At 71.7% G+C, this 23670-nt stretch carries 16 protein-coding genes, 2 pseudogenes and 1 riboswitch; of the genes and pseudogenes, 10 read left to right on the top strand and 8 right to left on the bottom strand.

Annotation, left to right across the window (positions count from 1 at the left end; all coding sequences use genetic code 11):
* Positions 1 to 121: 121 nt before the first annotated feature.
* Positions 122 to 1345: a helix-turn-helix domain-containing protein gene (locus ACFWRT_RS13075; protein ID WP_380954448.1), complete on the bottom strand. Its 1224-nt coding sequence runs from the start codon at positions 1343 to 1345 to the stop codon at positions 122 to 124.
* 348 nt (positions 1346 to 1693) lie between these two features.
* Here ACFWRT_RS13075 and ACFWRT_RS13070 point away from each other — a divergent pair, with 348 nt between their 5' ends.
* The 3 genes from ACFWRT_RS13070 (at position 1694) to ACFWRT_RS13060 (ending at position 8177) form a co-directional block, all read left to right on the top strand.
* On the top strand, positions 1694 to 2167 hold the full coding sequence (locus ACFWRT_RS13070) for a hypothetical protein (protein WP_380954450.1): 474 nt from the start codon (positions 1694 to 1696) through the stop codon (positions 2165 to 2167).
* Positions 2168 to 2391: 224 nt separating this feature from the next.
* On the top strand, positions 2392 to 5997 hold the full coding sequence (locus tag ACFWRT_RS13065) for a hypothetical protein (RefSeq protein WP_380954451.1): 3606 nt from the start codon (positions 2392 to 2394) through the stop codon (positions 5995 to 5997).
* 353 nt (positions 5998 to 6350) lie between these two features.
* Positions 6351 to 8177: a lysyl oxidase family protein gene (locus ACFWRT_RS13060; protein ID WP_380954452.1), complete on the top strand. Its 1827-nt coding sequence runs from the start codon at positions 6351 to 6353 to the stop codon at positions 8175 to 8177.
* A 55-nt stretch (positions 8178 to 8232) separates the two neighbouring features.
* Here ACFWRT_RS13060 and ACFWRT_RS13055 read toward each other — a convergent pair whose 3' ends face one another.
* Positions 8233 to 9372, bottom strand: a complete 1140-nt coding sequence (locus tag ACFWRT_RS13055; RefSeq protein WP_380954453.1) for a hypothetical protein — start codon at positions 9370 to 9372, stop codon at positions 8233 to 8235.
* 96 nt (positions 9373 to 9468) lie between these two features.
* Positions 9469 to 13074, bottom strand: coding sequence for a cobaltochelatase subunit CobN (gene cobN / locus ACFWRT_RS13050; RefSeq protein WP_380954455.1), 3606 nt, complete (start codon positions 13072 to 13074; stop codon positions 9469 to 9471).
* 119 nt (positions 13075 to 13193) lie between these two features.
* Positions 13194 to 13279: riboswitch (cobalamin riboswitch) on the bottom strand.
* A gap of 177 nt (positions 13280 to 13456) precedes the next feature.
* On the opposite strand from cobN, the gene ACFWRT_RS13045 reads away from it, so the two are divergent.
* From ACFWRT_RS13045 to ACFWRT_RS13035, 3 genes are read left to right on the top strand one after another with little or no spacing between them, the layout of a single operon-like run.
* The gene (locus ACFWRT_RS13045; RefSeq protein WP_380954456.1) at positions 13457 to 14803 is read left to right on the top strand and encodes a cobalamin biosynthesis protein CobG; all 1347 of its coding nucleotides are present in this window, start codon (positions 13457 to 13459) and stop codon (positions 14801 to 14803) included.
* Between the two features lie 50 nt (positions 14804 to 14853).
* Positions 14854 to 15480, top strand: coding sequence for a precorrin-8X methylmutase (locus ACFWRT_RS13040; RefSeq protein WP_380954457.1), 627 nt, complete (start codon positions 14854 to 14856; stop codon positions 15478 to 15480).
* Positions 15481 to 15483: 3 nt separating this feature from the next.
* Entirely contained in the window at positions 15484 to 16998 is a 1515-nt protein-coding gene (locus ACFWRT_RS13035; RefSeq protein ID WP_380954458.1) for a precorrin-2 C(20)-methyltransferase, read from the top strand.
* On the opposite strand, the gene ACFWRT_RS13030 is transcribed toward ACFWRT_RS13035, so the two are convergent.
* A complete protein-coding gene (locus tag ACFWRT_RS13030; protein WP_380954459.1) occupies positions 16983 to 17759 on the bottom strand; it encodes a cobalt-precorrin-6A reductase in 777 nt (258 codons plus the stop codon). The genes ACFWRT_RS13035 and ACFWRT_RS13030 overlap by 16 nt on opposite strands.
* A 17-nt stretch (positions 17760 to 17776) precedes the next feature.
* Here ACFWRT_RS13030 and ACFWRT_RS13025 point away from each other — a divergent pair, with 17 nt between their 5' ends.
* A complete protein-coding gene (locus tag ACFWRT_RS13025; RefSeq protein ID WP_380954461.1) occupies positions 17777 to 18907 on the top strand; it encodes a cobalt-precorrin-5B (C(1))-methyltransferase in 1131 nt (376 codons plus the stop codon).
* A gap of 11 nt (positions 18908 to 18918) precedes the next feature.
* On the opposite strand, the gene ACFWRT_RS13020 is transcribed toward ACFWRT_RS13025, so the two are convergent.
* Positions 18919 to 19131, bottom strand: a complete 213-nt coding sequence (locus tag ACFWRT_RS13020) for a hypothetical protein (RefSeq protein WP_380954462.1) — start codon at positions 19129 to 19131, stop codon at positions 18919 to 18921.
* 225 nt (positions 19132 to 19356) lie between these two features.
* Between ACFWRT_RS13020 and ACFWRT_RS13015 the strand changes: the two are divergent.
* The 3 genes and pseudogenes from ACFWRT_RS13015 to ACFWRT_RS13005 form a co-directional block, all read left to right on the top strand.
* Positions 19357 to 19548: pseudogene (locus ACFWRT_RS13015) on the top strand (radical SAM protein); the annotation flags it as partial.
* Positions 19545 to 19682: a hypothetical protein gene (locus ACFWRT_RS13010; RefSeq protein WP_380954463.1), complete on the top strand. Its 138-nt coding sequence runs from the start codon at positions 19545 to 19547 to the stop codon at positions 19680 to 19682. The pseudogene ACFWRT_RS13015 and the gene ACFWRT_RS13010, both read left to right, overlap by 4 nt.
* A 105-nt stretch (positions 19683 to 19787) precedes the next feature.
* A pseudogene (locus ACFWRT_RS13005) lies at positions 19788 to 20608 on the top strand (aminoglycoside phosphotransferase).
* A 270-nt stretch (positions 20609 to 20878) separates the two neighbouring features.
* Here the strand turns inward: ACFWRT_RS13005 and ACFWRT_RS13000 are convergent.
* From ACFWRT_RS13000 to cbiE, 3 genes are all read right to left on the bottom strand, one after another.
* Positions 20879 to 21049: a hypothetical protein gene (locus tag ACFWRT_RS13000; protein ID WP_380954464.1), complete on the bottom strand. Its 171-nt coding sequence runs from the start codon at positions 21047 to 21049 to the stop codon at positions 20879 to 20881.
* Between the two features lie 400 nt (positions 21050 to 21449).
* On the bottom strand, positions 21450 to 22199 hold the full coding sequence (cobM, locus tag ACFWRT_RS12995) for a precorrin-4 C(11)-methyltransferase (RefSeq protein ID WP_380954465.1): 750 nt from the start codon (positions 22197 to 22199) through the stop codon (positions 21450 to 21452).
* Positions 22196 to 23506 carry a precorrin-6y C5,15-methyltransferase (decarboxylating) subunit CbiE gene (gene cbiE, locus ACFWRT_RS12990; protein WP_380954467.1) on the bottom strand — a complete coding sequence of 437 codons (1311 nt, stop codon included), beginning with the start codon at positions 23504 to 23506 and terminating at the stop codon, positions 22196 to 22198. The genes cobM and cbiE overlap by 4 nt, the downstream gene beginning before the upstream one ends.
* Between the last annotated feature and the right edge of the window lie 164 nt (positions 23507 to 23670).

Here is a 23670-nt window from a genome sequence, read left to right as displayed (position 1 = left end):
CAGGGAAAGCAAAAGAATGCCGTTGGGCCACCGAGGGCCCAGGGAGGTGTAAGAACTCCCGGCAAGACGAAAGGCGGTCCGAGCGCTATGCGGCCGATACCCCTGTGGCTGGAAACAATCGTCAGCGACCGGCGCCGAGTACGTTGGCGAGTGCGGGCCGGAGCCCGCGCACCGCCGGGTTCCCACGGAACCGCGACCATGCACGGTCCAGCCGGCGCACGTCCGTACGGACGGTGGCCGAAGGAACGACGCTCATGAAGGCCAGCAGTTCGCGGGCCGTTTCGCAGGACCGCTCGACCTCACCCGACGCGGCGAGCGCCAAGGCGTGCCGGAGGCCGTACCGTGCGCGGGTGTTCAACGCATGGGGCGCGACGCGTCGACACTCGCGTTCCAGCACCTCGGCGGCCTTCCCGGGGCGGCCCAGGTCGTAGAGGCACCACCCCTCCACCATCGAGACCGGGTCCTTGAGCTGGGTGGTGCCGAGCACCGGCCCGGCCGATGGGTCCACGTCGGCGGCGAGGAGTTCACGCGCCCGCTCAAGCGCTCTTCCGCAGGCCTTCTCGTCTCCGGCGAGCGCATGGCCCTGCGCCTCGCGCTGGGCCGCCAGACCTCTGACCCTGGGCGGCGCGGCGCTGCGCTGCGCCTGCCGGGCGAGTGCGATCGTCCGGGACGCGTTCCCGCTGTAGTAGGTGACGAGCGCACGACGGACCAGCGCATAGTCCGCCAGGTCCGTGTCCCCACCAGCCCGCGCCAGCTCCACCGCCTCGGCCGTGGCGTGCAGCGCGGCGGTCTCGTCGCCGCTCTCCTGGGCCATCCATCCGATGTACTCGGTGAAACGGGATGCGGTGATGAGCAGACCGGACCGGGAGGATCCGCTGGTCCGGGAGGCCAGCGCCGTGACGGTGGAGGCCTGTGAGCGGAGAACGGGCAGCATCGCGGCGGGCGCCAGGCTCTGGCCCAACAGCTTCATCTGATGCAGCTGTTCCTGGAAGAGGGCGCCCGGCGGCAGGTCTTGGTCGCCGACATGACCGGTTCCGCCGCCGTCCACGATGCGGGCGGCGAGCAGGGAGCCCATTCCCGTGACGATCACCCGGCGCCGCGCAGGCCTCGGCCTGCTTCCGGCCGGCTGATCCTCCGCCGAGAACAGTCGACGCAACCGTCCGCCGGCATGGAAGTACGCGTCGCAGCACTGAGCCAGATTCATCGTGGGGGGATTTACTCCCCGCTCGATCTTGGAGAGGTGCCCTGTGCTGTAGGTCGTGACTTTCGCCAGCTGCTTCAGCGTCATTCCCGCCTCTTCGCGCAGCCGACGCAGCTCCGCACCGAAACGTAACGGGACGTCCATATTCCCACCTTTCCCACACCCTGAACGACCGAATTACTCCTCGGCCGCTTCCTGAAGAAGATTCTGGCACGGCCGCGCGTTGTTCTGCCGGGTAAAGCGAAGTTTCATGTTTCCTCCTTGTGTTCGGGCACGGGAAACCGTTGCGCAGCCCGCAGTTCCCTGGTGTGATCACGGTCCGGAGTCGGGCGTGCGACGTGCAGGAATGCCGGTGATGCCGATTCCGTGACCCAGCCCCTTGTGCGATGCGAAACATTCGGTTCCGCATCGCACGATTTCCGTGATTACCCCTGCCGACCGCACGGGCTGACTATCGTGTCGACGGGCCGAAGACCGAGTGGGAGGGGCCAGGTGTTACCGGAAGCACTGAGCAGGATCGCGGCGGAGGCCGGTGTGGCCGTGGTGGAGACGGCCGGAACCGATCACTGGGCGCTCTTCGGGAAACAGGTGGCGTCCTGGCTCGCCCGGGACGGGCGGGCCGCGCAGGCAGACCTCGCCCGCCTGGCCGAGACCCAGGCCGCCCTGCGGGCGGCCGTCGACGCCTCGTCCCGGACGATCGCCGCCCGCCATGCGATGGCCTGGCAAGGCCGCTTCACCGCCGTGCTGGAACAGTTGACCGCCGAGGAACGCCATCCTGCGGCCGCACACCTGCAGCGTCTCGTGCGCGACCACTCCGCCGGCGGTGCCCCGGCTGCCCGGGCTCCCGGCGTCATCGCCGGCGAGAACGTGCGGCTTCAGGCCGACCATGGCTCGCTCACGGTGGGCCTGGTGAATGGAGACATCAACTTCAACTCCCCTTTCCACCCGGATCCGGCCCAGGGCTGACCGGACCGGGTGATTCAGGCCCACCCCCAACAGAACGCATCGCGCGGGACGCGGCCGACGCCGCCCGCGAGGCCGTCCTGGCCGCCCGGCAACGCTTCCTGCGGCGCGGCAGACGCGTCCGGCCTCCGTTCGGTCTGGCCGCACGGCCCCACGCACAGGAGTTGCTCGACCGGCTGACAGCAGGGGACGGGCCCACCACCATCGTCTGTGAGGGTCCCGCGGGAATGGGGAAATCCGCCGTCGTCGAGGAGGTCATCGGCCTCGCGTCCGACCGGGGATGGCCGGTCCTGCCCTTCCGGATGGACGAGGTGGAGGCGGACGACCGGACCGCACTGGCAGTGGGCTTACGGCTGCGTCTCCCCAGCTCCCCCGCCGAGCTGATCGCCCAGGTGGCGGACGGTGGTCCCGCCCTGCTGGTCGTGGACCAGCTCGACGCGGTGAGCAGCTACAGCGGGCGCATCCCTGTTGTCTTCGAGGCCGTCGACGAGATGCTGGAGGCGCTGGCCACCTCACCGAACGTCAAGGTCGTGCTGGTGGCGCGGACGGTCGATGTCGAGAAGGACCCTCGGCTCACGAGTCTGGTCGACCAGGAGGACACCGTCGAGCGGTTCGCGCTGGGACTGCTGGACGACCGAGCCGTTCGCGCAGTCCTCGAACACGGCGGCACGCCTGCGGAGAAGCTGGGCGCGGAGACCTTGGCCCTGCTGCGGACCCCCCTGCACCTCGCCGTCTTCAGCAGACTGACGAAGGCAGCACGGACGACGGCCTACAGGAGTCTGCAAGACCTCTACGACCGGTACACGGACGAGAAGCGACGTGAGGCGGAGCGATCTCTCTCCCGTGAGGCCTGGCCGGCCATCACCCGGCAGCTGGTCGAGGAGATGAGCCGGCGCGAGACCGTCACCGTCCCTTACGCACTCCTGGACCGGTTCGCCAGAACCGACCTGGCCGTGCTCTCCTCGGCCGGAATCCTTATCCACGCGGAGAACGGCCGCATCGGGTTCTTCCACGAGACGTACTTCGACTATCTCTTCGCCCGCTCCTTCGTCCTGGCGGGCCACGACCTCCATGACTTCCTCGCGACGAGCGGACAGGCCCTGTTCCGCCGGGCCCAGACCCGCCAGGTCCTGGAGCATCTGCGGGACACGGACCGCACGGCCTTCAGAGACACGACGGTCCGCCTGCTCACCTCGGACCTGGTCCGGCCGCACCTGCGGTTCGTGGTCCTGGCCGTACTCGAACAGCTCGACGCCACCAGCGAGGACTGGGCCTCGCTGGAACCGCACGCGTGGGGCGATGACGTGACCGCGGACAGCCTGCGCCGTCTGCTGGCCCTGCCGTCCTGGTTCGAGGCGGCCGATACCGGGAGCTGGGAGAAGTGGCTCGCCGCACCCGAGGTCGTACCGCTGGTCCTCCCCCACCTGGAGTGGAGCACCCTGCACCATCCGGCGCGGGTGACGGAGCTCCTCGAACGGTATCGGGACGCCGACGGCCCATGGCGGCAGCGGCTCCTCTCCTGGGTCCAGTCGCGGCCCTCGGTGCACGCCTTGAGGCTGATCCTCGCGCTCATCGGCCGGGGTGACTTCGACGTCGCGCCCGACGGGTCCTCCGGCGCCGGGGCGGACTTCTGGCGCCTCTTCGAAGAGCTCGCGGACGAGGACGCGGTCGCGGCACTCCAGGTGCTGGGAGCCTTCCTCACCCGCGCGTTGCGGCAGGCCGCCGCCGCAGGGCACGGCGACCCCTTCGCCTCAAGCCACCTGCCCACTCGCGCGGGGACCAGCCTGGGCACGCTCGTCACCGACGCGTGCGAGGCAGCCCCTTCGGCAGCGCTCGAACACGTCTTGCCGTTCGTCGTCGCCGTGGCGAGGGCCAGCCACACGGCACTCGCGGACGTGTCACTGCTGCGCCCCCGGTGGGCGCTTCCCCCTTCCGAGTTGCAGCCCGACCTCGATGAAGCCCTTTACGGGGCAGTTCACAAGAGCCTGCGGACCATGGCGCAGCAGGACCCCTCCTCCATCGCCGAGGCCATGCGGGTCCTGACCTCGGCGGGCGGCGGACGCGCCCTCAGCTTCCTGATCTGCCGGACCTACACGGTCTGGAACCGCCCGGACGAAGCGCTCGCCTGGCTGATGAGCGACCCTGAGCATGCGCGTATCGGCTGGATGGACAGCGCGTGCTGGGGTTCTCGTGAACTCATCGCCGCGGCGACGCAGCAGTGCGACGACACCACTCTGGAACGGCTCGTCCACCTGCTGCTCCACCTCGTCCCCAGGTGGGAGCGGGTCCCCGAGAACCGTGATTTGTTCGGGCGGACGCAGTACGTGCTCCTCGGCGCGGTCGACGAGAAGCGCCGCACCACCGCCGTGGAGAGGCGCCTCGGCGAGTTGGAACGAAAGTTCGGGCAGCATCCTCCGGTGGGCCCCCGGGATTCAGCGGCCCACTTTGTGGGCCCTCCGGTGCCCCGCTCCGCGGGTGAGCACATGACGGACGATCAGTGGCTGCGCGCGCTGAGGAAGTACGACACGGAACAGACCGATTGGGACGGTGACGTCCCGACGGGTGGGGCCCGCGAACTGGCCTCCTTGCTGGGCTCCGTGGCCGAGCAACAGCCCGAGCGGTTCGTCCGGCTGGCACTCACCTTCGACGAGACGGTTCCGGCTCCGGCCTTCGACGCCGTGATCAATGGGGTCGCGGGAAAGGCGGATGCCGACAGCCTGCTCGAGCTCTGCGTCCACGCTCGCCGCCTCGTGGGGACAAGCGTAGGCAGAACCGTCTGCCGAGCGATCGAAACCGCTGCGTCGGAGGTCGTGGGGCACCCCGACCTCATCGACCTGATGGTCCGCTGCGCCGACGACCCGGACCCCCGATCCGAAGCGGCGCGAACCGGGGCGGTTCCCGGGCAGGAGCCCTACGGTGGCGACCTCCTGACGGCGGGGATCAACTCCACGCGAGGAGAGGCCGCGCTCGCCGTCGGCGCTCTGCTCCGGGCCGCGGATACCGCACCCCAAGGGCTCCTCGCGCTGCTCGGCAGACTCGCCGTGGACCCGGTCATGTCGGTCCGCGTCTGCGCTGCGGAGGCCGTGGTCGCCCTGCTGCGTCATGCCCCGGAGACCGCCCTCGACCTGGCGGAAGACCTCTTCACCGACGTACCCGTCGATATCCACGAAGCCTTGACCACCCACAGACTGCTCACCTGGGTCCTGATCCGCGACACCCGGCGCTTCGCGCCGGAACTGCTCCGGGCGCTCAATGGACCGGAGCAAGCCGCCCGGCACGCCGGAGCGACCTGGTCCGTCCTCAGCATGCAGGGACGGCTGATTCCCGGCCTGCCGGCCGACCCCGCCGAGTTCGCGACGGCGGCACGCCAGGGAGCCGCCGAGGCGGCTGCCGGGGACCCCGCGTACGGCGCATCGCTGCTCCAGGGGATGTTCCACGACGACGATGCGGCGGTACGCGCAGCAGCAGCCCGCTCGATGAGCGACGTGGCGTCGCTGCCGCCCGGCGCCGCGGACGACCTCATCGGCGCATTCCTGAGCAGCCCCGCTCTTCCGGAACACCCTGAGACGCTGGCCCGTGCCCTGGCCGGCTCGGCGTCGCGGCTGCCTTCCCGGGCGATCGAGGCGTGCCAGGCGCTGGCATCCGTTTCCGAACGGAGCAGCAGGGAGGGTCGACGCGGCCACGCCCTGATCCAGCGGTATCTGATCGAGGCGGTGCTCCGCCTGTACCGCCAAGGTGACGCCCAGGTACGCGCACAGTGCCTCGACATCATCGATGCTCTCTACCGCACCGGCGCCCACGGACTGACCGACGCGCTTTCGGGAGAGCGCTGAACCCGCACCCGTCACGTCCTCTCGCAACGGCACCGTGTCCGCAGAAGGATCGACCACCGCCGGACGAGAGGCCCCCCTCAACCCGTCGCGGGCCCGTGGCTTGAACGCGCACTGCCACCGCTTCGGCGAATCCGCTGCTCAGCAGCCTCGCCACCCTCGCCGAGTCCAGCGCCTGGATGAGATTTCCGGCCACCCTTGGTCCGTTCGGTGGACCCCAGACAACCCCAGGCACCCCACAGCCCCTCTCACAGACCGGACACAGCGTCGCCACAGTTGAGGTCGCCACAGGTGAGTTGGGGCCGTGCTGTTCGTCCGCGTCACGTCACGCACCCGGAAAGCCGGAAGTACGAGGAATGATGACCAGATCCCAGCAAAGCCGCACCAGCCGCCTCACCCGCCCCTCGGTCGCCATCGCCGCGGCCGTCGCCGTGACGGCGGGGGTCGTCGCCGCCGCGCCTGACGCGAAGACGGCGGCGGCGGGGCCGAAGCTCAGCCTGATCGCCGCCTCCAAGTCGGTGACGCTCGACTCGTGGAAGGAGGATCCCGGCGTCTATCTCGATCTCGGGACCTACCTCACCTCCGAGAACGGTGCCTTCGAGTTCAAGGTGACCCGGAAGTCCTACAAGGACCCGGTCGTCGCCTCGCAGATCATCCGGAACGGGAAGAAGACCACCACCAAGGCGCTTCCGGCGGGGCTGGTGAAGGACTTCTCCGGGCTGCCGGACTTCATGACGGTCAGCGTCGTCGACGCGGCGGGTAAGCCGGTGCTGACGAAGACCGAGAGCTTCTGTCCCAACAACGCCTCCGGGCGGGTGCGGCCCGATGCCCCCGCCAACTCGAAGTATCCGCAGAGCTGCCCGGTCAACCCCTTCACCCTCGGCTCCGTGTGGGGCGTGGAGAACGGGTGGGCCGCCAACACCTATGCCGGGTACTACTCCCAGCCCGTCCAACTGGCCGCCGGCACGTACACCGCCAAGATCTCCGTGACCAAGAAGTACCGCGACCTCTTCGGGATCGCGAACAAGCCTCAGAGCGTCAAGGTGGTCGTGCGTGAGCGGAGCTGGGAGGAGAGCGAGGGCGTCTCCGCCTCCGCGGCCCCGTCCTCCGCCAAGTCCGCCGGCTCCAAGGCCGCCGCCAAGTCCGCCGCCCCGTCCGCGCACGGCGCCCACGCCGGGCACGGTGCCCCGGCCTCCGCCCACGCCGGGCACGGTGCCCCCGCCCGAACCGAGGCCCCCGCCACCCCGACGACCGGTGCCGGGTCCACGTTCAACGTCGGTCATGGGCCCTACCCGCCGGCGCCGCCCGCCCTCCCCTGGGCGCTCAAGAAGCAGGCCGCCGAAAAGCAGGGCGGGAAGGACGCCTTCGGGGCGCAGGGGTTCTCCGCCGCTCGCGTCGGTGACCGGGCCGGGCAGACCGACGGGTCGCGGCAGGCGACCGGGGCGCAGCCCAACGCCAAGCGGCCCACCGGCAAGGCGGCCGTGCCCGACGTGCCCAAGCCCGACCTGCGCTCGCTGCCCGCGTACGGCATCACCGTCAGCGACGGGTACGAGGACGTGCCCGGCAAGGACTACCTCGCCTTCAGCGCCAACGTGTGGAACGCGGGTCCGGCCAAGCTCGTCGTGGACGGATTCCGGGCGCCGGGAGCGGAGTTGATGGACGCCTACCAGTACTTCTACGACGCCAAGGGCAAGCAGGTCGGCTACACCCCGACCGGCACCATGGAGTGGGACCCGCGCCCCGGCCACGAGCACTGGCACTTCACGGACTTCGCCAGCTACCGGCTGCTGAAGGCCGACAAGAAGGAGACCGTGCGCAGCGGCAAGGAGGCCTTCTGCCTCGCCAACACCGACGCCGTCGACTACACGGTCAAGAACGCCAACTGGCACCCCAGCAACACGGACCTCTCCACCGCGTGCGGCCAGGAGAACTCGATCTCTGTCCGTGAGGTTCTGGACGTCGGTTCCGGTGACACCTACACCCAGGACCTGCCCGGCCAGTCCTTCGACATCACCGGCCTGCCGAACGGCACGTACTACATCCAGGTCCTCGCCAACCCCGAGAACCGCCTCAAGGAGACCAACCACAAGAACAACAGCGCGCTGCGCAAGGTCGTCCTGGGCGGCAAGAAGGGTGCCCGTACGGTGACGGTCCCCGCCCACAACCTGGTGAACGCCAACTGATCCTCGCTCTTTCTGTTCGTGATGCCGGCCCCGGGAACATCTCCCGGGGCCGGCATCACCCGTTCTCCCCCACCGCCCGCCGATCCGTGATCCGCCCCGTCGCGTCCGCGTCCAGGCGGGCCGTACCCTCCGTGCCGCTCACCGTGACCCGCACCCGGGGCCCCACCCCGGCGCCCGTGCCCGGGGTGACGTCGATGCGCCAGCTCTCGGGATCGCGGACGCCCAGGGTGGTGCGGGCCTCACGGACGAGGCCGGGGAAGAGTTCGTACGGGAGGGACTGGAGGTGGACCGTCTCGGCGGGCGGGAGGGCGGAGTCGCCGCGCACGGCCATACGGTGGGCCTCGATGGTGAGCGCGGTGACGTACGGGGTGTCCACACGGGCCTCCAGCTCCATCGCGGTCATCCGCATCCGCCCGAAGGTGAGCAGGGAGGAGGAGGGCCCGGAGACGGTGGTGGAGGTGGAGAACGTCCGGGAGGCGGACGAGGAGGAGGACTCCTTCGGCACACCCCGGGAGTCGTCGGACGCGAACAGCTCCGCCCGGAAGGACAGCACCACCACCGCCGCACCCGCCACCAACCCGACCAGCACCAGCAGGCACCACGCCCCCGCGCCCCCGTCCGGATCCCTCACCAGGGTGTACTCGGGCGCGGAGTCGATCTCCGCCTCCTCGGCCCGGCGGCTCCACTCCGGGGTCGGCCGGGTGACGATCCGCACGTCCCAGGGCTTCTCCGGGTGGTACTCCACGACCGCGATCCCGCGCGGCCGGTAGGCGGGGATGTCGACCAGGTTGATGGACTGGCTGATCTTCACGCGGTACGCCGGCCGGCCGTCATCCGGCTCCGGCGCCACGGTGAGGCTGAACTCGACCGGTACGTCGGCCAGTTCGCCGCTCGTCGCCCGCAGGTCCTCGATCCGGGCCAGCGCGATCCGGCCGGCCGGCGGCTGCTCGCGCGCCGAACGACGCCGCCCGCCGAGAGCACCGAGAACGACGAGGAGGACCAGGGCCCCGCCGCCGGTGGCGATGACCGGCACGTCCGTGAGGATCAGGCCGACCACGAGAGCGGCGACCGCCGCGCCGGTCACACCGGAGAGAACCACGAGCCGAAGCCCTGCGAGGAACCGGCTCATGCCCGAACGGGCCTCCCCGGACGACCGGTCGACCTCGTCCGCACGCCGCTGCCCCGTCATCCCCATGACGGCGATTGTGCCGGTCGTGGGGACAACGGGGCAGGGGACGGACGAAGAGAACCGGAAGAACAAGCAGGACGGGAAACAGGCGGGGCCAGGAGGTCAGTCCTCCCCCTCCAGATTCCCCTCCGTCTCCAGGTACACCTGCCGCAGCGCCTCCAGCACCGCCGGGTCCGGCTTGGCCCACATGCCGCGCGACTCGGCCTCCAGCAGGCGTTCCGCGATGCCGTGCAGGGCCCAGGGGTTGGCCTCCTGGAGGAACTGCTTGTTCTCCGGGTCGAGCACGTACGTCTCGGTGAGCTTGTCGTACATCCAGTCGGCGACGACGCCGGTCGTGGCGTCGTACCCGAAGAGGTAGTCGACGGTCGCGGCCAGCTCGAACGCGCCCTTGTAGCCGTGGCGGCGCATCGCCTCGATCCACTTCGGGTTGACGACCCGGGCGCGGAAGACGCGCGAGGTCTCCTCGACGAGCGTGCGCGTGCGGACGGTCTCGGGGCGGGTGGAGTCCCCGATGTACGCCTCCGGGGCCTTGCCCTTGAGCGCGCGCACGGTGGCGACCATGCCGCCGTGGTACTGGAAGTAGTCGTCGGAGTCCGCGATGTCGTGCTCGCGGGTGTCGGTGTTCTTGGCGGCGACCTCGATCCGCTTGTACGCGGTCTCCATCTCCTCGCGGGCCGGGCGGCCGTCGAGCTCGCGGCCGTAGGCGTAACCGCCCCAGACCGTGTAGACCTCGGCGAGGTCGGCGTCGGTGCGCCAGTCGCGGGAGTCGATGAGCTGGAGGAGCCCGGCGCCGTACGTACCGGGGCGCGAGCCGAAGATGCGGGTCGTGGCCCGGCGTTCGTCGCCGTGCTCGGCCAGGTCGGCCTGGGCGTGGGCCCGTACGTAGTTCTGCTCGGCGGGCTCGTCGAGCGAGGCGGCCAGCCGTACGGCGTCGTCGAGCAGCCCGATCGTGTGCGGGAACGCGTCCCGGAAGAAGCCCGAGATGCGGAGCGTCACGTCGATGCGGGGACGGCCCAACTCCTCGTACGGGATGGGCTCCAGGCCCGTCACCCGGCGCGAGGCGTCGTCCCAGACGGGCCGGATGCCGAGCAGCGCGAAGGCCTCCGCGATGTCGTCGCCCGCCGTGCGCATGGCGCTGGTGCCCCAGAGGGAGAGGCCGACCGAGGTGGGCCAGTCGCCGTTGTCGGTGCGGTAGCGGGTCAACAAGGAGTCCGCCAGCGCCTGGCCGGTCTCCCACGCCAGCTTGGACGGAACGGCCTTGGGGTCGACCGAGTAGAAGTTGCGGCCCGTCGGGAGCACGTTGACCAGGCCGCGCAGCGGCGATCCGGAGGGGCCGGCCGGCACGAAGCCGCCGTTCAACGCGTGCACGGCGTGGGTGAGTTCATCGGTCGTGGCCGCCATGCGCGGGACGACCTCGGTGGCCGCGAAGGTGAGGATGTCGGCCACCGCGTCGGGAAGGCCCGCCGCCACCCCTGCCACCGCCACCGGGTCCCACTCCGCGTCGTCCATCGCCTGGACCAGCGCGCGGGCCTGCTCCTCGATGGCGTCCGCGTCGGTGCGGGTCGCGGCCGACTCGTCGAGCCCGAGCGCCTCGCGGAGCCCCGGCAGCGACGCCGTACCGCCCCAGATCTGGCGGGCGCGCAGCACCGCCAACACCAGGTTGACCCGGTCGTTCCCGGCCGGTGGGTTGCCCAGGACATGCAGGCCGTCGCGGATCTGGACGTCCTTGATCTCGCAGAGCCAGCCGTCGAGATGCATGATGAAGTCGTCGAAGCCCTCGTCCTCCGGGCGGTCCGCCACCCCGAGGTCGTGGTCGAGCTTCGCGGCCTGGATCAGGGTCCAGATCTGCGCGCGGATGGCGGGCAGCTTGGACGGGTCCATGGCGGCGATCTGGGCGTGCTCGTCGAGGAGTTGCTCCAGGCGCGCGATGTCGCCGTAGCTGTCGGCGCGGGCCATCGGGGGTACGAGGTGGTCGATGAGGGTGGCGTGGACGCGGCGCTTCGCCTGCGTGCCCTCGCCCGGGTCGTTCACCAGGAACGGGTAGACCAGGGGGAGGTCGCCGAGCGCGGCGTCGGGGCCGCAGGCTGCGGACAGGCCGGCGTTCTTGCCGGGCAGCCACTCCAGGTTGCCGTGCTTGCCGAGGTGGATCATGGCGTCGGCGCCGAAGCCGTTGTCCTCGGCGGAGGCGGCGATCCAGCGGTAGGCGGCCAAGTAGTGGTGGGACGGCGGGAGATCGGGGTCGTGGTAGATCGCGATCGGGTTCTCGCCGAAGCCGCGCGGCGGCTGGATGAGGATGAGGAGGTTGCCGCGGCGCAGAGCGGCCAGGACGATGTCGCCCTCCGGGTTGGCGGACCGGTCCACGAACATCTCGCCGGGCGCCGGACCCCAGTGCTCCTCCACCGAATCCCGCAGCTCCTGCGGGAGTTGGGCGAACCAGCGGCGGTAGTCGGCGGCCGGTATGCGGACCGGGTTCTTCGCCAACTGCTCCTCGGTCAGCCACTCCTGGTCGTGGCCGCCCGCATCGATCAGCGCGTAGATCAGCTCGTCGCCGTCCCCGGAGACCAGCCCCGGGATGTCGGCCTCGGGCCCGAAGTCGTACCCCTCGGCGCGCAGCCGCCGCAGCAGCGCCACGGCACTGGCGGGGGTGTCGAGGCCGACGGCGTTGCCGATCCGGGAGTGCTTGGTGGGGTAGGCGGAGAGCACGAGCGCGATGCGCTTCTCCGCGTTCGGGATGTTCCGCAGCTTCGCGTGGCGTACGGCGATCCCGGCGACGCGGGCCGCGCGCTCGGCGTCGGCGACGTACGCGGGCAGCCCGTCCTCGTCGATCTCCTTGAAGGAGAAGGGGACGGTGATCAGGCGGCCGTCGAACTCCGGCACCGCGATCTGGGTGGCCGCGTCCAGCGGGGAGACGCCCTCGTCGTTCTCCTCCCACGCGGCGCGCGGGCTGGTGAGGCAGAGCGCCTGGAGGATCGGCACGTCGAGCTGGGTCAGCGCGCCCGCGTCCCACGACTCGTCGTCGCCGCCCGCCGAGGCCTCGGCCGGCTTGGTGCCGCCCGCCGCGAGGACGGTGGTCACGATGGCGTCGGCGGCGCGGAGTACGTCGATCAGCTCGGTCTCCGGCGTACGGAGGGACGCGACGTACAGCGGCAGCGGCCGGGCCCCCGCGTCCTCCACCGCAGCGCACAGCGCCTCCACGAACGCCGTGTTCCCGCTCATGTGGTGGGCGCGGTAGTAGAGGACGGCGACCGTCGGCGCCCCCGCGTCCACCGCACGGGCCTCCCGCTCCAGCGCTCCCCACGCGGGGGCCGGGGCGGGCGGCTCGAAGCCGTGGCCGGTCAGCAGCACGGTGTCGGACAGGAACCGGCCGAGCTGCTCCAGGTTGGCGGGCCCGCCGTGCGCGAGGTAGGCGTGCGCCTCGGCGGCTATCCCGATCGGCACGGTGGAGGCGGCCATCAACTGCGCGTCCGGAGCCTGCTCACCGGTCAGCACGACGACGGGGCGCCCGGTGGCCAGCACCGCGTCGAGCCCCTCCTGCCACGCGCGTACGCCGCCGAGGAGCCGGACGACGATGAGGTCGACGCCGTCCAGCAGCGCCGGGAGCCCGGCCAGGTCGACGCGGGAGGGGTTGGCGTACCGGTAGCTGACCGGTCCCTCGGAGGCGCGGGCGCTCAGGAGGTCGGTGTCGGACGTCGACAGGAGCAGGATCATGCTGCGTCAGGCCTTCCTCGGGGTGTCCACGCCCCGGGCGGTGTCGGAGGGGTCTCCCCGCGTCCGGCTCACGGAGCCGGGCGCCGCACCCGGCTCGGAGGCCGGGCGCTCGGGGAAGGGAGTTCCTGACTCGTCCGGCAGCCGGTGGTGGCGGCGGCCGGACTCACAGTGGCGGGACCGCGCCGGAATCACACCGGGCTTCCTCCCCTGTCGCCGTCTGGCGATGGCGGCCTGAACGGACCACCGCCTGCATCCTAAGCGGCGGGGGTGGGGGCGGGGCAGGGGGCGGGGGTGCGGTGGTGATCACTGTTCGGTCTGCCGGCAGGGGATCTGTCCCGCAGGTCACAGACACGACCCCGCCGCCGGGACCGGCCCGGTCGGTATGCTCGCCGCCATGCCCGATTCCGCCCCCTCGCCCCTTTCCGCGGGCGGCGTCTCCCCCCGCGCCGGCGGCGCGGCACGTGCCACCCCCCGCGACGGCGGCGCTGCACGTGCCACCCCCCGCGCCGGTGGCGACGCCTGCCCGGGAACGCTGCGGCTGCACCGGGCGGACGACGGGGCGCTGGCCCGCGTACGCGTCCCCGGCGGCCTGCTGAGCGCGGACCAGGCGGACGCGCTCCTGCTGGCGGCCGAGCGGTTGGGGGACGGTGAGCTGCATCTCACCTCGCGGGGCAACGTACAGCTGCGCGGCCTCGGCACGGAGTGCGGCGGCGAGCTGGCCGGCCTGCTCACGGACGCGGGCCTCCTGCCCTCCGCCGCCCACGAACGGGCCCGCAACATCGTGGCCTCGCCGCTGGCCGGGCTGGACGGCTCGCCGTCGATCAGGTCCTGGCTGACCGAGCTGGACCTGCTGGTGTGCGATTCGGGCGCCGCCGCCACGCTCTCCGGCCGCTTCCTCTTCGCCCTGGACGACGGCCGGGGCGACGTGGACGCCCTGGGCGCGGACGTGACGCTGATCGCGGAGGGGCCCTCGGGGGCCGCCCTGCTGCGGATCGGGGCGGCCGACGAGGTGTTCCGGGTGCCGGTCGCCGACGCCCCGCGCGCGGCGCTGCGGGCGGCCGAGGAGTTCCTGCGCGCGGCCCGGGACTCCGGCGCGTGGCGCGTGAAGGACCTGCCCGACGACGTACGGGCGGAGCTGGTCCGCACCATCGGCCAGGCGTCCGGCCCGTCGGTCCCCCGCCCCCGCCCGCGTACGGCGACACCCCCCGCTCCCGGCCCCCACGGCTCCGCGATCACCGCCGACGTACCCCTGGGCCGCCTCACCCCCGCCCAGTGGCGCCTGCTCACGGAGACAGCCGGGCGGTACGGCGGCGAACTGCGGCTCACCCCGTGGCGCGGGATCGTCATCCCCGGGCCGGTCCCTCGACCGGAGGCGGCGGAAGCACTCCGCACGCTCTCCGCGTCCGGCCTGATCACCGCCCCCGACTCCCCGTGGACGGGCGTCGGCGCCTGCATCGGCCACCCCGGCTGCGCGAAGTCGCTGTCCGACGTCCGGACCGAAGCGGGGGCCGCCGTCGGGGTGCCCGGGCGGCTACCTGTGTACTGGTCCGGGTGCGAACGCCGCTGCGGCCACCCCCACGGGGAGTGGATCGACGTGATCGCCACGCCGGACGGACACCGGATCTCCCACGTACGGGGAGAGCACAGGGACCCTCCGGCAACAGCAACGGCGACCGTAGGGAACGACCCGGCGCGGCTGGCGGCAGCGGTGGCCGAGGCCCGCGCCTGAACACCCTTGCACCCCCTGATGAGTTCACGGCAGAAGAAAGCGACAGCACTGTGCACCAGTACGAGAAGGACGGACCGGCGATCTACCGCCAGTCCTTCGCCACCATCCGCGCGGAGGCGGATCTGGCCGGGCTGCCCGCCGACGTCAGCCAGGTCGCCGTCCGGATGATCCACGCGTGCGGCATGGTCGACCTCGTGACGGACCTCGCCTTCTCGCCGAACGCCGTGGCCGACGCCCGCGCCGCTCTGCGCTCCGGCGCCCCGATCCTGTGCGATGTGGCGATGGTGGCCAGCGGGGTCACCCGCAAGCGGCTCCCCGCGGACAACGACGTGGTGTGCACACTCTCCGACCCATCCGTGCCCGAGCTGGCGGCGAAGATGGGCACGACCCGCAGCGCGGCGGCGCTGGAGCTGTGGCGGGACCGGATGGAGGGGGCGGTGGTCGCGGTCGGCAACGCGCCGACGGCCCTGTTCCGGCTGCTGGAGATGATCGAGGAGGGCGCCCCGCGCCCGGCCGCCGTCATAGGCGTCCCGGTCGGCTTCGTCGGCGCGATGGAGTCCAAGGAGGCCCTGGCGGAGCACACGTCGGGCCTGGAGCACCTGATCGTACGGGGCAGGCGCGGCGGCAGCGCGATAGCGGCGGCAGCCCTCAACGCCATAGCCAGCGAGGAAGAGTAAGCGGTGAGCGAGATCAGCGGAAACGGCAGCGGCAGGCTCTTCGGCGTCGGGCTGGGCCCCGGCGATCCGAACCTGATGACGCTCCGGGCCGTCCAGGCCATCGGCGAGGCCGACGTGATCGCGTACCACAGCGCCCGCCACGGCCGTTCGATCGCCCGCTCCATCGCCGCCGCGCACCTGCGCGAGGACCACATCGAGGAGCCCCTGGTCTACCCCGTCACGACGGAGACCACGGACCACCCGGGCGGCTACCGGGGCGCGCTGGAGGAGTTCTACGAGAAGGCCGCGGCCCGGCTCGCGGCGCACCTGGACGCGGGCCGGACGGTGGCGGTCCTCGCCGAGGGCGACCCGATGTTCTACGGCTCGTACATGCACATGCACAAGCGCCTGGCCGACCGGTACGCCACCGAGGTCATCCCGGGCGTGACGTCCGTCAGCGCGGCGGCGGCCCGGCTCGGCACCCCCCTGGTCGAGGGCGAGGAGATCCTCACGATCCTGCCCGGCACCCTCCCGGAGGAGGAGCTGACGGCCCGTCTCGCCGCCACGGACACGGCGGTGGTGATGAAGCTGGGCCGTACGTTCCCGGCGGTGCGCGGCGCGTTCGAGGCCTCGGGCCGGCTGGCGGAAGCGCGGTACGTGGAGCGGGCGACGATGGCCGGGGAGCGTACGGGCGACCTGGCGGAGATCGACCCGGCGTCGGTGCCGTACTTCTCGGTGGCGGTGCTGCCGAGCCGGGTGGACGCGGTCAGGCCTTCGGGAACTGCGGACGGCGAAGTGGTCGTCGTGGGAACCGGCCCGGCGGGCCCCCTGTGGCTGACGCCGGAGACGCGGGGCGCCCTGGCGGCGGCGGACGCCGTGGTCGGCTACACCACCTACCTGGACCGGGTCCCGGTCCGCCCCGGCCAGGCGCGGCACGGCTCGGACAACAAGGTGGAGTCCGAGCGGGCGGAGTTCGCACTGGACCTGGCCCGCCGGGGCCACCGCGTCGCGGTGGTCTCGGGCGGCGACCCGGGGGTCTTCGCGATGGCGACGGCGGTGCTGGAGGTGGCCGCGCAGGAGGAGTACGCGGACATCTCCGTACGGGTCCTGCCCGGCGTCACCGCGGCGAATGCGGCGGCGGCGCGCGCCGGCGCACCGCTCGGCCACGACTACGCCACGATCTCCCTCTCGGACCGCCTCAAGCCGTGGGAGGTCATCGCGGAACGCCTGCGCGCGGCGGCCTCGGCCGACCTGGTCCTGGCCCTCTACAACCCGGGCTCCCAGTCCCGTACGTGGCAGGTCGGCAAGGCCCGCGACCTGCTCCTGGAGCACCGCTCCCCGGACACCCCGGTGGTGCTCGCGCGGGACGTGGGCGGCCCGACGGAGAGCGTGCGTACGGTGCGGCTGGCGGACGTCGACCCGGCGGAGGTGGACATGCGGACGCTGCTGATCGTGGGCTCGTCGCAGACGCGCTGGGTGCGGCGGGGGGAGTCGGGCAGGTCCATCGTGTGGACGCCGCGCCGCTACCCGGAGGCGTAGAGGCGTCGTACCCACGCCGCGGCCTCGTCGGGCGTGGCGGCCACCGGCACCCCTTCCGGAACCGGTGGCCGCCGCACCACGACGACGGGAATCTGGGCCTCACGGGCGGCGGTGAGCTTGGGGGCGGTGGCGTCGCCGCCGCTGTCCTTGGTGACGAGGGCGTCGATGCGGTGGCGCCGGAGGATCTCCCGCTCACCGTCGAGGCTGAACGGCCCCCGATCGAGCAGGACCGCCATCGTCCTCGGGCAGGGCGGCTCCGGCGCATCGACGGACCGCACAAGAAACCACAACGCATCGAGCCCCGCCCCCGCGAAGGCCGCGAGCCCCATCCGCCCGGTGGTGAGGAAGACCCGCTCACCGAGTGTCGGCAACAGGCGCGCGGCCTCGGCGAGCGACGCGACGGAGTGCCAGCGGTCGCCGTCCTGGGCGACCCAGCCGGGCCGGCGGAGGGCGAGGAGAGGAACATGGGCCTGCGCGGCGGCCAGGACCGCGTTGCGGCTCATGGTGGCGGCAAAGGGGTGGGTGGCATCGACCAGAGCGTCGACACGGTGCTCACGTACCCACTCCGCAAGCCCCTCGCCGCCCCCGAACCCCCCGACGCGTACGTCACCGGGCGGCAGCCGGGGAGCGGCCACGCGCCCGGCGAGCGAGGTGGTGACGCGAAGGCGCGGGTCACCGACCAGGCTCTCGACGAGCTGACGGGCCTCGGTGGTCCCCCCCAGAACAAGAACATGCACAGGCACAGGCACAGGCACAGGCATCGGAACGGACTCTTCTCATGAACGCTGAGGCGCGGGGATCGGGCACCGGGACCCCGGGTGGCCGGGATGCCCAACTCAAACACACCGGCCTGCGCCCCGGCTGGACGACCGGTGCGTGTGCGACGGCGGCGACGACAGCCGCGTACACGGCCCTGCTGACCGGCGACTTCCCGGACCCGGTGAGCATCAGGCTGCCGAGGGGCCAGACACCGGCGTTCGCGCTGGCGGTGGAGGAGTTGGGGCCCGGGCAGGCGAGCGCCGGGGTGGTGAAGGACGCCGGGGACGACCCGGACGTGACGCACGGGGCGCTGGTGAGGGCGACGGTACGGAGGCTGCCGCCGGGCTCCGGGGTGGTGTTCCGGGCGGGCTCCGGCGTCGGTACGGTCACCCTCCCCGGCCTGCCGCTGGACGTCGGGGAGCCCGCGGTGAACCCGGTGCCGCGCCGGCTGATGCGCGAGCACGTGGAGCGGGTGGCGGCGGAGCACGGGGCGCCGGGGGACGTGGAGGTGACGGTGTCGGTGGACCACGGCGAGGAGATCGCCCGCTCGACGTGGAACGGCCGCCTGGGCATCCTGGGCGGCCTGTCCATACTCGGCACCACAGGCGTCGTGGTCCCGTACTCCTGCTCGGCCTGGATCGACTCGATCCGCCGGGGCGTGGACGTGGCAAGAGCCGCAGGCCTCACGCACGTGGCGGGCTGCACAGGCTCGACGTCGGAGAAGACGGTGGTCGCGGAGTACGACCTCCCGGACATAGCCCTCCTGGACATGGGCGACTTCGCGGGCGCGGTCCTGAAGTACGTACGCCGCCACCCCGTCCCCCGCCTCACGATCTGCGGCGGCTTCGCCAAACTCTCCAAACTGGCCGCAGGCCACCTGGACCTGCACTCGGCCCGCTCCCAGGTGGACAAGCCCTTCCTCGCGGATCTGGCCCGACAGGGCGGTGCGACCGAGGAGTTGGCCTCCCGGATCGCCACGGCCAACACAGGCCTGGAGGCACTCCGCCTCTGCGAGGCGGCGGGGGTACGGCTGGGCGACCTGGTGGCGTCCCGCGCCCGCGACGAGGCGCTGGCGGTCCTGCGGGGCGCGCCGGTGGAGGTGGACGTGATCTGCATCGACCGGGCGGGGGCGGTGGTGGGGCGGGGCTGAGTTCCGTGCCCTCAGCTCTTCTGCAGAGCGCGGGTGACACCGGCGACGATGGCGGTGGTCAGCACCCAGCCGAAGGAGTTGAGAGCGCCGCCCGCGACAGTCGACCGCCGCAGGTCCAGATCACCCCCGATGCGCGCGAGTTCGGCGTCGACGCCCGGAACCCCGCTGTCCGCGATCACGACCGTCCGAGTCGTAGCGCCGTACAGCCGGACCGGCTCATCCAACCGGCAGCCCTCCAAGAACAACGTGTGGGAGATCTCCGCCCCTGACAGATCGAGACGCCCACTGACACGCGCCCCACGAGCCGCAGGGCAGCCACGGCACCGGACCGCTCCTCGTCGTTCGCACCGAGCAGCAGCGCCGCGACGACGGCGGCACGGACGGTACGCCCGGCCCCCCAACCGAGCACCCTCAGCCGGAACGTCCGCCTCCGCCACACCGGTACGCAGATGACCGAGGGCGTGGACGGACTCCTCCGCCTGCCCCGCATCGCTGATGCCCAGATGCTTCGCACCGGTGGCTGCGGCGGCTGTCAGCTCTCCGGCACCTGCCGGGTCTGCCGACCGCTCGCCAAGGCGTACCAGGAGGCGAAGGCACCACTGAACACCTACTGCCAACACGGAAACGAGGAAGCGTCATGACCGCTGTCATGGTGGAGATCCGCCCCCGACCTCCGGCCCTGGAGGAGCCCGAGGGAGTGATCCTCCTGGACGACCTGGAGGTGCTGGCCGAAGGGGCCATCCCGGGCTGCAACGAGGACAACCCCTACCGGTAGACAACTGGCCGCACAGAACCGCGGGGGCTTGAGGGCGTTCTTCCACCCGAAGCCCCCGCACCAGTGCGCACCCACATGCCCGCACCCATGGAAGAGTGCAGCCCCATGGCGACCACCCGCATCGGCCTCGACCGACTGCCGCCCGCCGCCCGCACCGCCGTCGAAGAACACACCGGCCCCCTCCTCACGGTCGAGGCGACCACCGAAGGCTTCAACAGCGAGATCGCGGCCCGCGTCACCTCCACCACGGGCACCTGGCACATCAAGGCCTGCGCACCGACCACCCCCGCGCCTGGACCCAGCGTCGGGAGGCCGCCGTCGCCCCCTTCCTCACCGGCTTGGCCCCCGCCCTCCGCTGGCGCGTTGAAACCGCCGGATGGGACCTCCTCGGATGTGAAGCCCTGGCCGGCCACCACGCCGACTACACCCCCGACTCCCCCGACCTCCCCGAAGTAGCTGCCCTCCTGCGCCGCCTCGGCAAGACCGCCTGCCCTGACATCGAACTGCGCCACGCCGAACAGCGCCTGGAGTCCTACGCCGCCCACCCCGACGATCTCCACTCCTTCGCCGGAACCCACCTGCTCCACACCGACCTGAACAACACCAACGTCCTCATCGACGACCACGCCCCCCAAGGCGATCGCGCCCGCCTGGTCGACTGGGCCTGGGCCACCCAAGGCGCCCCCTGGCTCGACGCCGGCTACTGGATCATCTGGCTCATCGCCGCCGGACACACCCCCGCATCCGCCGAACGCTGGGGCGCCGGAATCCCCTCCTGGCACACCGCCCCTGCCGAAGGCATCACCGCCTTCGCCACCGCCAACGCCAATCTCTGGTCCGACATCAGCAACGCCGACCCCGGCCCGTGGACCCTGCGCCTCGCGACTGCCGCCACCGCCTGGCACGCACACCGCAGGACTGGCTGAGCGACAACCCGCCGGTTGCCGGCCGCTGTGCCGCAAGGCAAAGCCAGGATCCCTGTGGATTGCTCCACAGGGATCCTGACCTGCTGTGCACTCGGCAGGATTCGAACCTGCGACCTTCTGATCCGCAGTTCTATGTGGATCAGTCAAGAGCGGCCATACAGATGCGCCTTGCGCGTTTCAAGAGCACTGCCGGGCACGGACGATGGCTCTGGTTGTTGTTCTTCGGTGCTGTAGCGCACGCATCCGGGCCCAGGAAATCGCCACGTGAAGTCAGAAGCTGCGGATGATCAACCATCCGGCGATTCCGAGCACCAGCAGGTATCCACCGGTAGAGAGCGTTTTGCCCAAGCTTTCGTGACCAGAATTCTCGATCCATCGGCCGATGATCCCGACCAACGGTGCCACAAAAATGATCAGAAGGATGCCGATAAGAAAGTCCATGATGCCCCCCTGGCTGCGATGCCTTCCTGGTGATCCAGGGCGTGATCGTAGGTCACGGGATCTTCCAGGGGTAGCTCCGCACCTGCCCGAGCCCATGGACAAGCCTTGATCACCCTGTGATGTGGCTTGTACCGCATCCAGCGAGATCGGCGGAGCCCCAGTCACTGATACAAGCCGGCGGGGCACCGTACATCGATGTGGTTGGCGCCCCGCGTTGAGCACAGGATTTGATCTATGACCTCATCTTTATCAGGTGTGGCACTCTCCGAAAGCACGGGCAATCGTCGCTCGACATGAGCCGGGGCGCTGCCGAAAGCAGCAGGTCCGCACTCCGCCTGACCGTCCTGGCGGGAGAGCCGTCACCCTGAGCGTGTCCGGTGGGTTCAGGCCCGGGACTGCGTCAGCAGTCGCCCCGGTCCCGCCCCACCGCGTACAAGTGGCTGTCCCGGAACTGCTCCGCCCCCAGCGTCCGCCCCACCATGATGACCGCCGTCCTGATCACCCCCGCCGCCTTCACCTGCTCGGCGATCGAGTTCAACGGCCCGCGCAGCACGATCTCGTCCGGGCGGGACGCCATCGCGACCACCGCCGTCGGGCAGTCCGCCCCGTAGTGCGGGGTCAGCTCCTCCACCACCCGGTCCACGTAGCGGGCCGCCAGGTGCAGGACGATCAGGGCGCCGCTGCGGCCCAGGGTGGCCAGGTCCTCGCCCTCCGGCATCGCCGTGGCGCGCTGGGCGATGCGGGTCAGGATCACCGTCTGGCCGACCGTCGGGACCGTCAGCTCGCGCTTCAGGGCCGCGGCCGCCGCCGCGAACGCGGGGACGCCGGGGACGATCTCGTACGGGATTCCCGCCTCGTCCAGGCGCTTCATCTGCTCGTTCACCGCGCTGAACACCGACGGGTCCCCCGAATGCAGCCGCGCCACGTCGTGGCCGTCCGCATGGGCCCGTACGAGCTCCGCGGTGATCTGCTCGATGTCCAGGTTCGCCGTGTCGATCAGGCGGGCGTCAGGCGGGCATTCCGCCAGCAGCTCCACCGGGACCAGGCTGCCCGCGTACAGGCAGACCGGGCTGGCGGCGAGCAGGCGTGCGCCACGCACCGTGATCAGGTCGGCCGCGCCGGGGCCCGCACCGATGAAGTACACCGTCATGTTCGATCTCCTGAAACTGAGGGTTTGCGTACGGACCACTGCGTCACCGGCATCGCCTGACGCCAGCCCGTGAATCCGCCCACCGGGACCGCGTGCGCCACCGCCAGCCGGGTCAGCTCACCGCCGTACGCCCTGTACCGCTCGGCCAGCAGCGCCTCCGACTCCAGCGTCACCGCGTTCGCAACCAGCCGGCCCCCGGGCCGCAGCGCCTCCCAGCACGCGTCCAGCAGGCCCGGTGCCGTCAGGCCGCCGCCGATGAACACCGCGTCCGGCACGTCCAGTTCGGACAGCTCGGATAGTTCAGACAGTTCAGACAGTTCAGACAGGGACGAGGGGGCCGGGCCCGTGACGACCCGCAGGCCCGGGACTCCCAGGCGGTCCGCGTTCCGCGCGATCCGCTCCGCCCTCGCCGGGTCCCGCTCCACGCTCACCGCCCGGCAGGTCGGGTGCGTGCGCATCCACTCGATCGCGATCGAGCCCGATCCGCCGCCCACGTCCCACAGCAACTCTCCGGGCGCGGGCGCCAGCGCCCCGAGCGTGGCGGCCCTGATGTGGCGCTTGGTGAGCTGGCCGTCGTGTTCGTACGCCTCGTCCGGCAGGCCCGGTACGGCCCCGAGCCGCAGCGCGTCCGCCGACGCCCGGCAGTCGATCGCGATGACGTTCAGGCGGTCCCCGGGCGCGTGCGTCCACGTCTCCGCGAAGCCGTCCACGTACGCCTCCGCCTCGCTGCCCAACTGTTCCAGCACGCGCATACGGCTCGGGCCGAAGCCGTGGGCCGTGAGCAGGGCCGCTACCGTCGCGGGCGTCGAAGCGTCCGCGCTCAGCGCCAGCAGCCTCCGGCCCTCGTGGAGGGATACGGCCAGGCGGGACGCCGGGCGGCCCACCAGCGTGACGACCTCCGTGTCCTCCAGGGGCCAGCCGAGCCGCGCGCAGGCGTACGAGACCGAGGACGGGTGCGGGAGGACCCGGAGCGCCTTGGGGCCCAGCTCCTCCGCCAGCGCGCGCCCGATCCCGTAGAACATCGGGTCCCCGCTCGCCAGCACCGCGATCCGGCGCTCCCGGTGCTCGGCCAGCAGCCGGGGTACGGCGGGGCGCAGCGGTGACGGCCACGCCACCCGTACGCCCGCGCACTCCGGCGGAAGCAGGTCCAACTGGCGCGCCCCGCCGATCACGACCTCCGCCTCCCGCAGCGCCTCCCGCGCCCCACCCGACAGCCCGGACCAGCCGTCCGCGCCGATCCCCACGACCGCGACGGGAGGGGCAGGAGAGGCGGGAGGGGCGGGAGGAGCAGGAGGGGTGGCAGGCACGGTCGAGACCTCGTTCAGCTGCGGAGGAGGCGGGTGGGCGCAACGTTGCCGAACTTTACTGAACGTCCCGTTCCGACCCCTCCGGCGGGTGAATCCCGAAAAGAATCCGCGCGTCGTGTCGAGAACCCCGCCCCGGCCCCGACGTCCCCTGTGTAAGCGGAGAA

Origin of the sequence: Streptomyces cyaneofuscatus, assembly GCF_042718795.1 — a bacterium.
Taxonomy (GTDB): Bacteria; Actinomycetota; Actinomycetes; order Streptomycetales; family Streptomycetaceae; genus Streptomyces; species Streptomyces cyaneofuscatus_A.
Note: the sequence above shows the minus strand (reverse complement) of the source record. Positions and strands in the feature narration are given on the sequence as shown.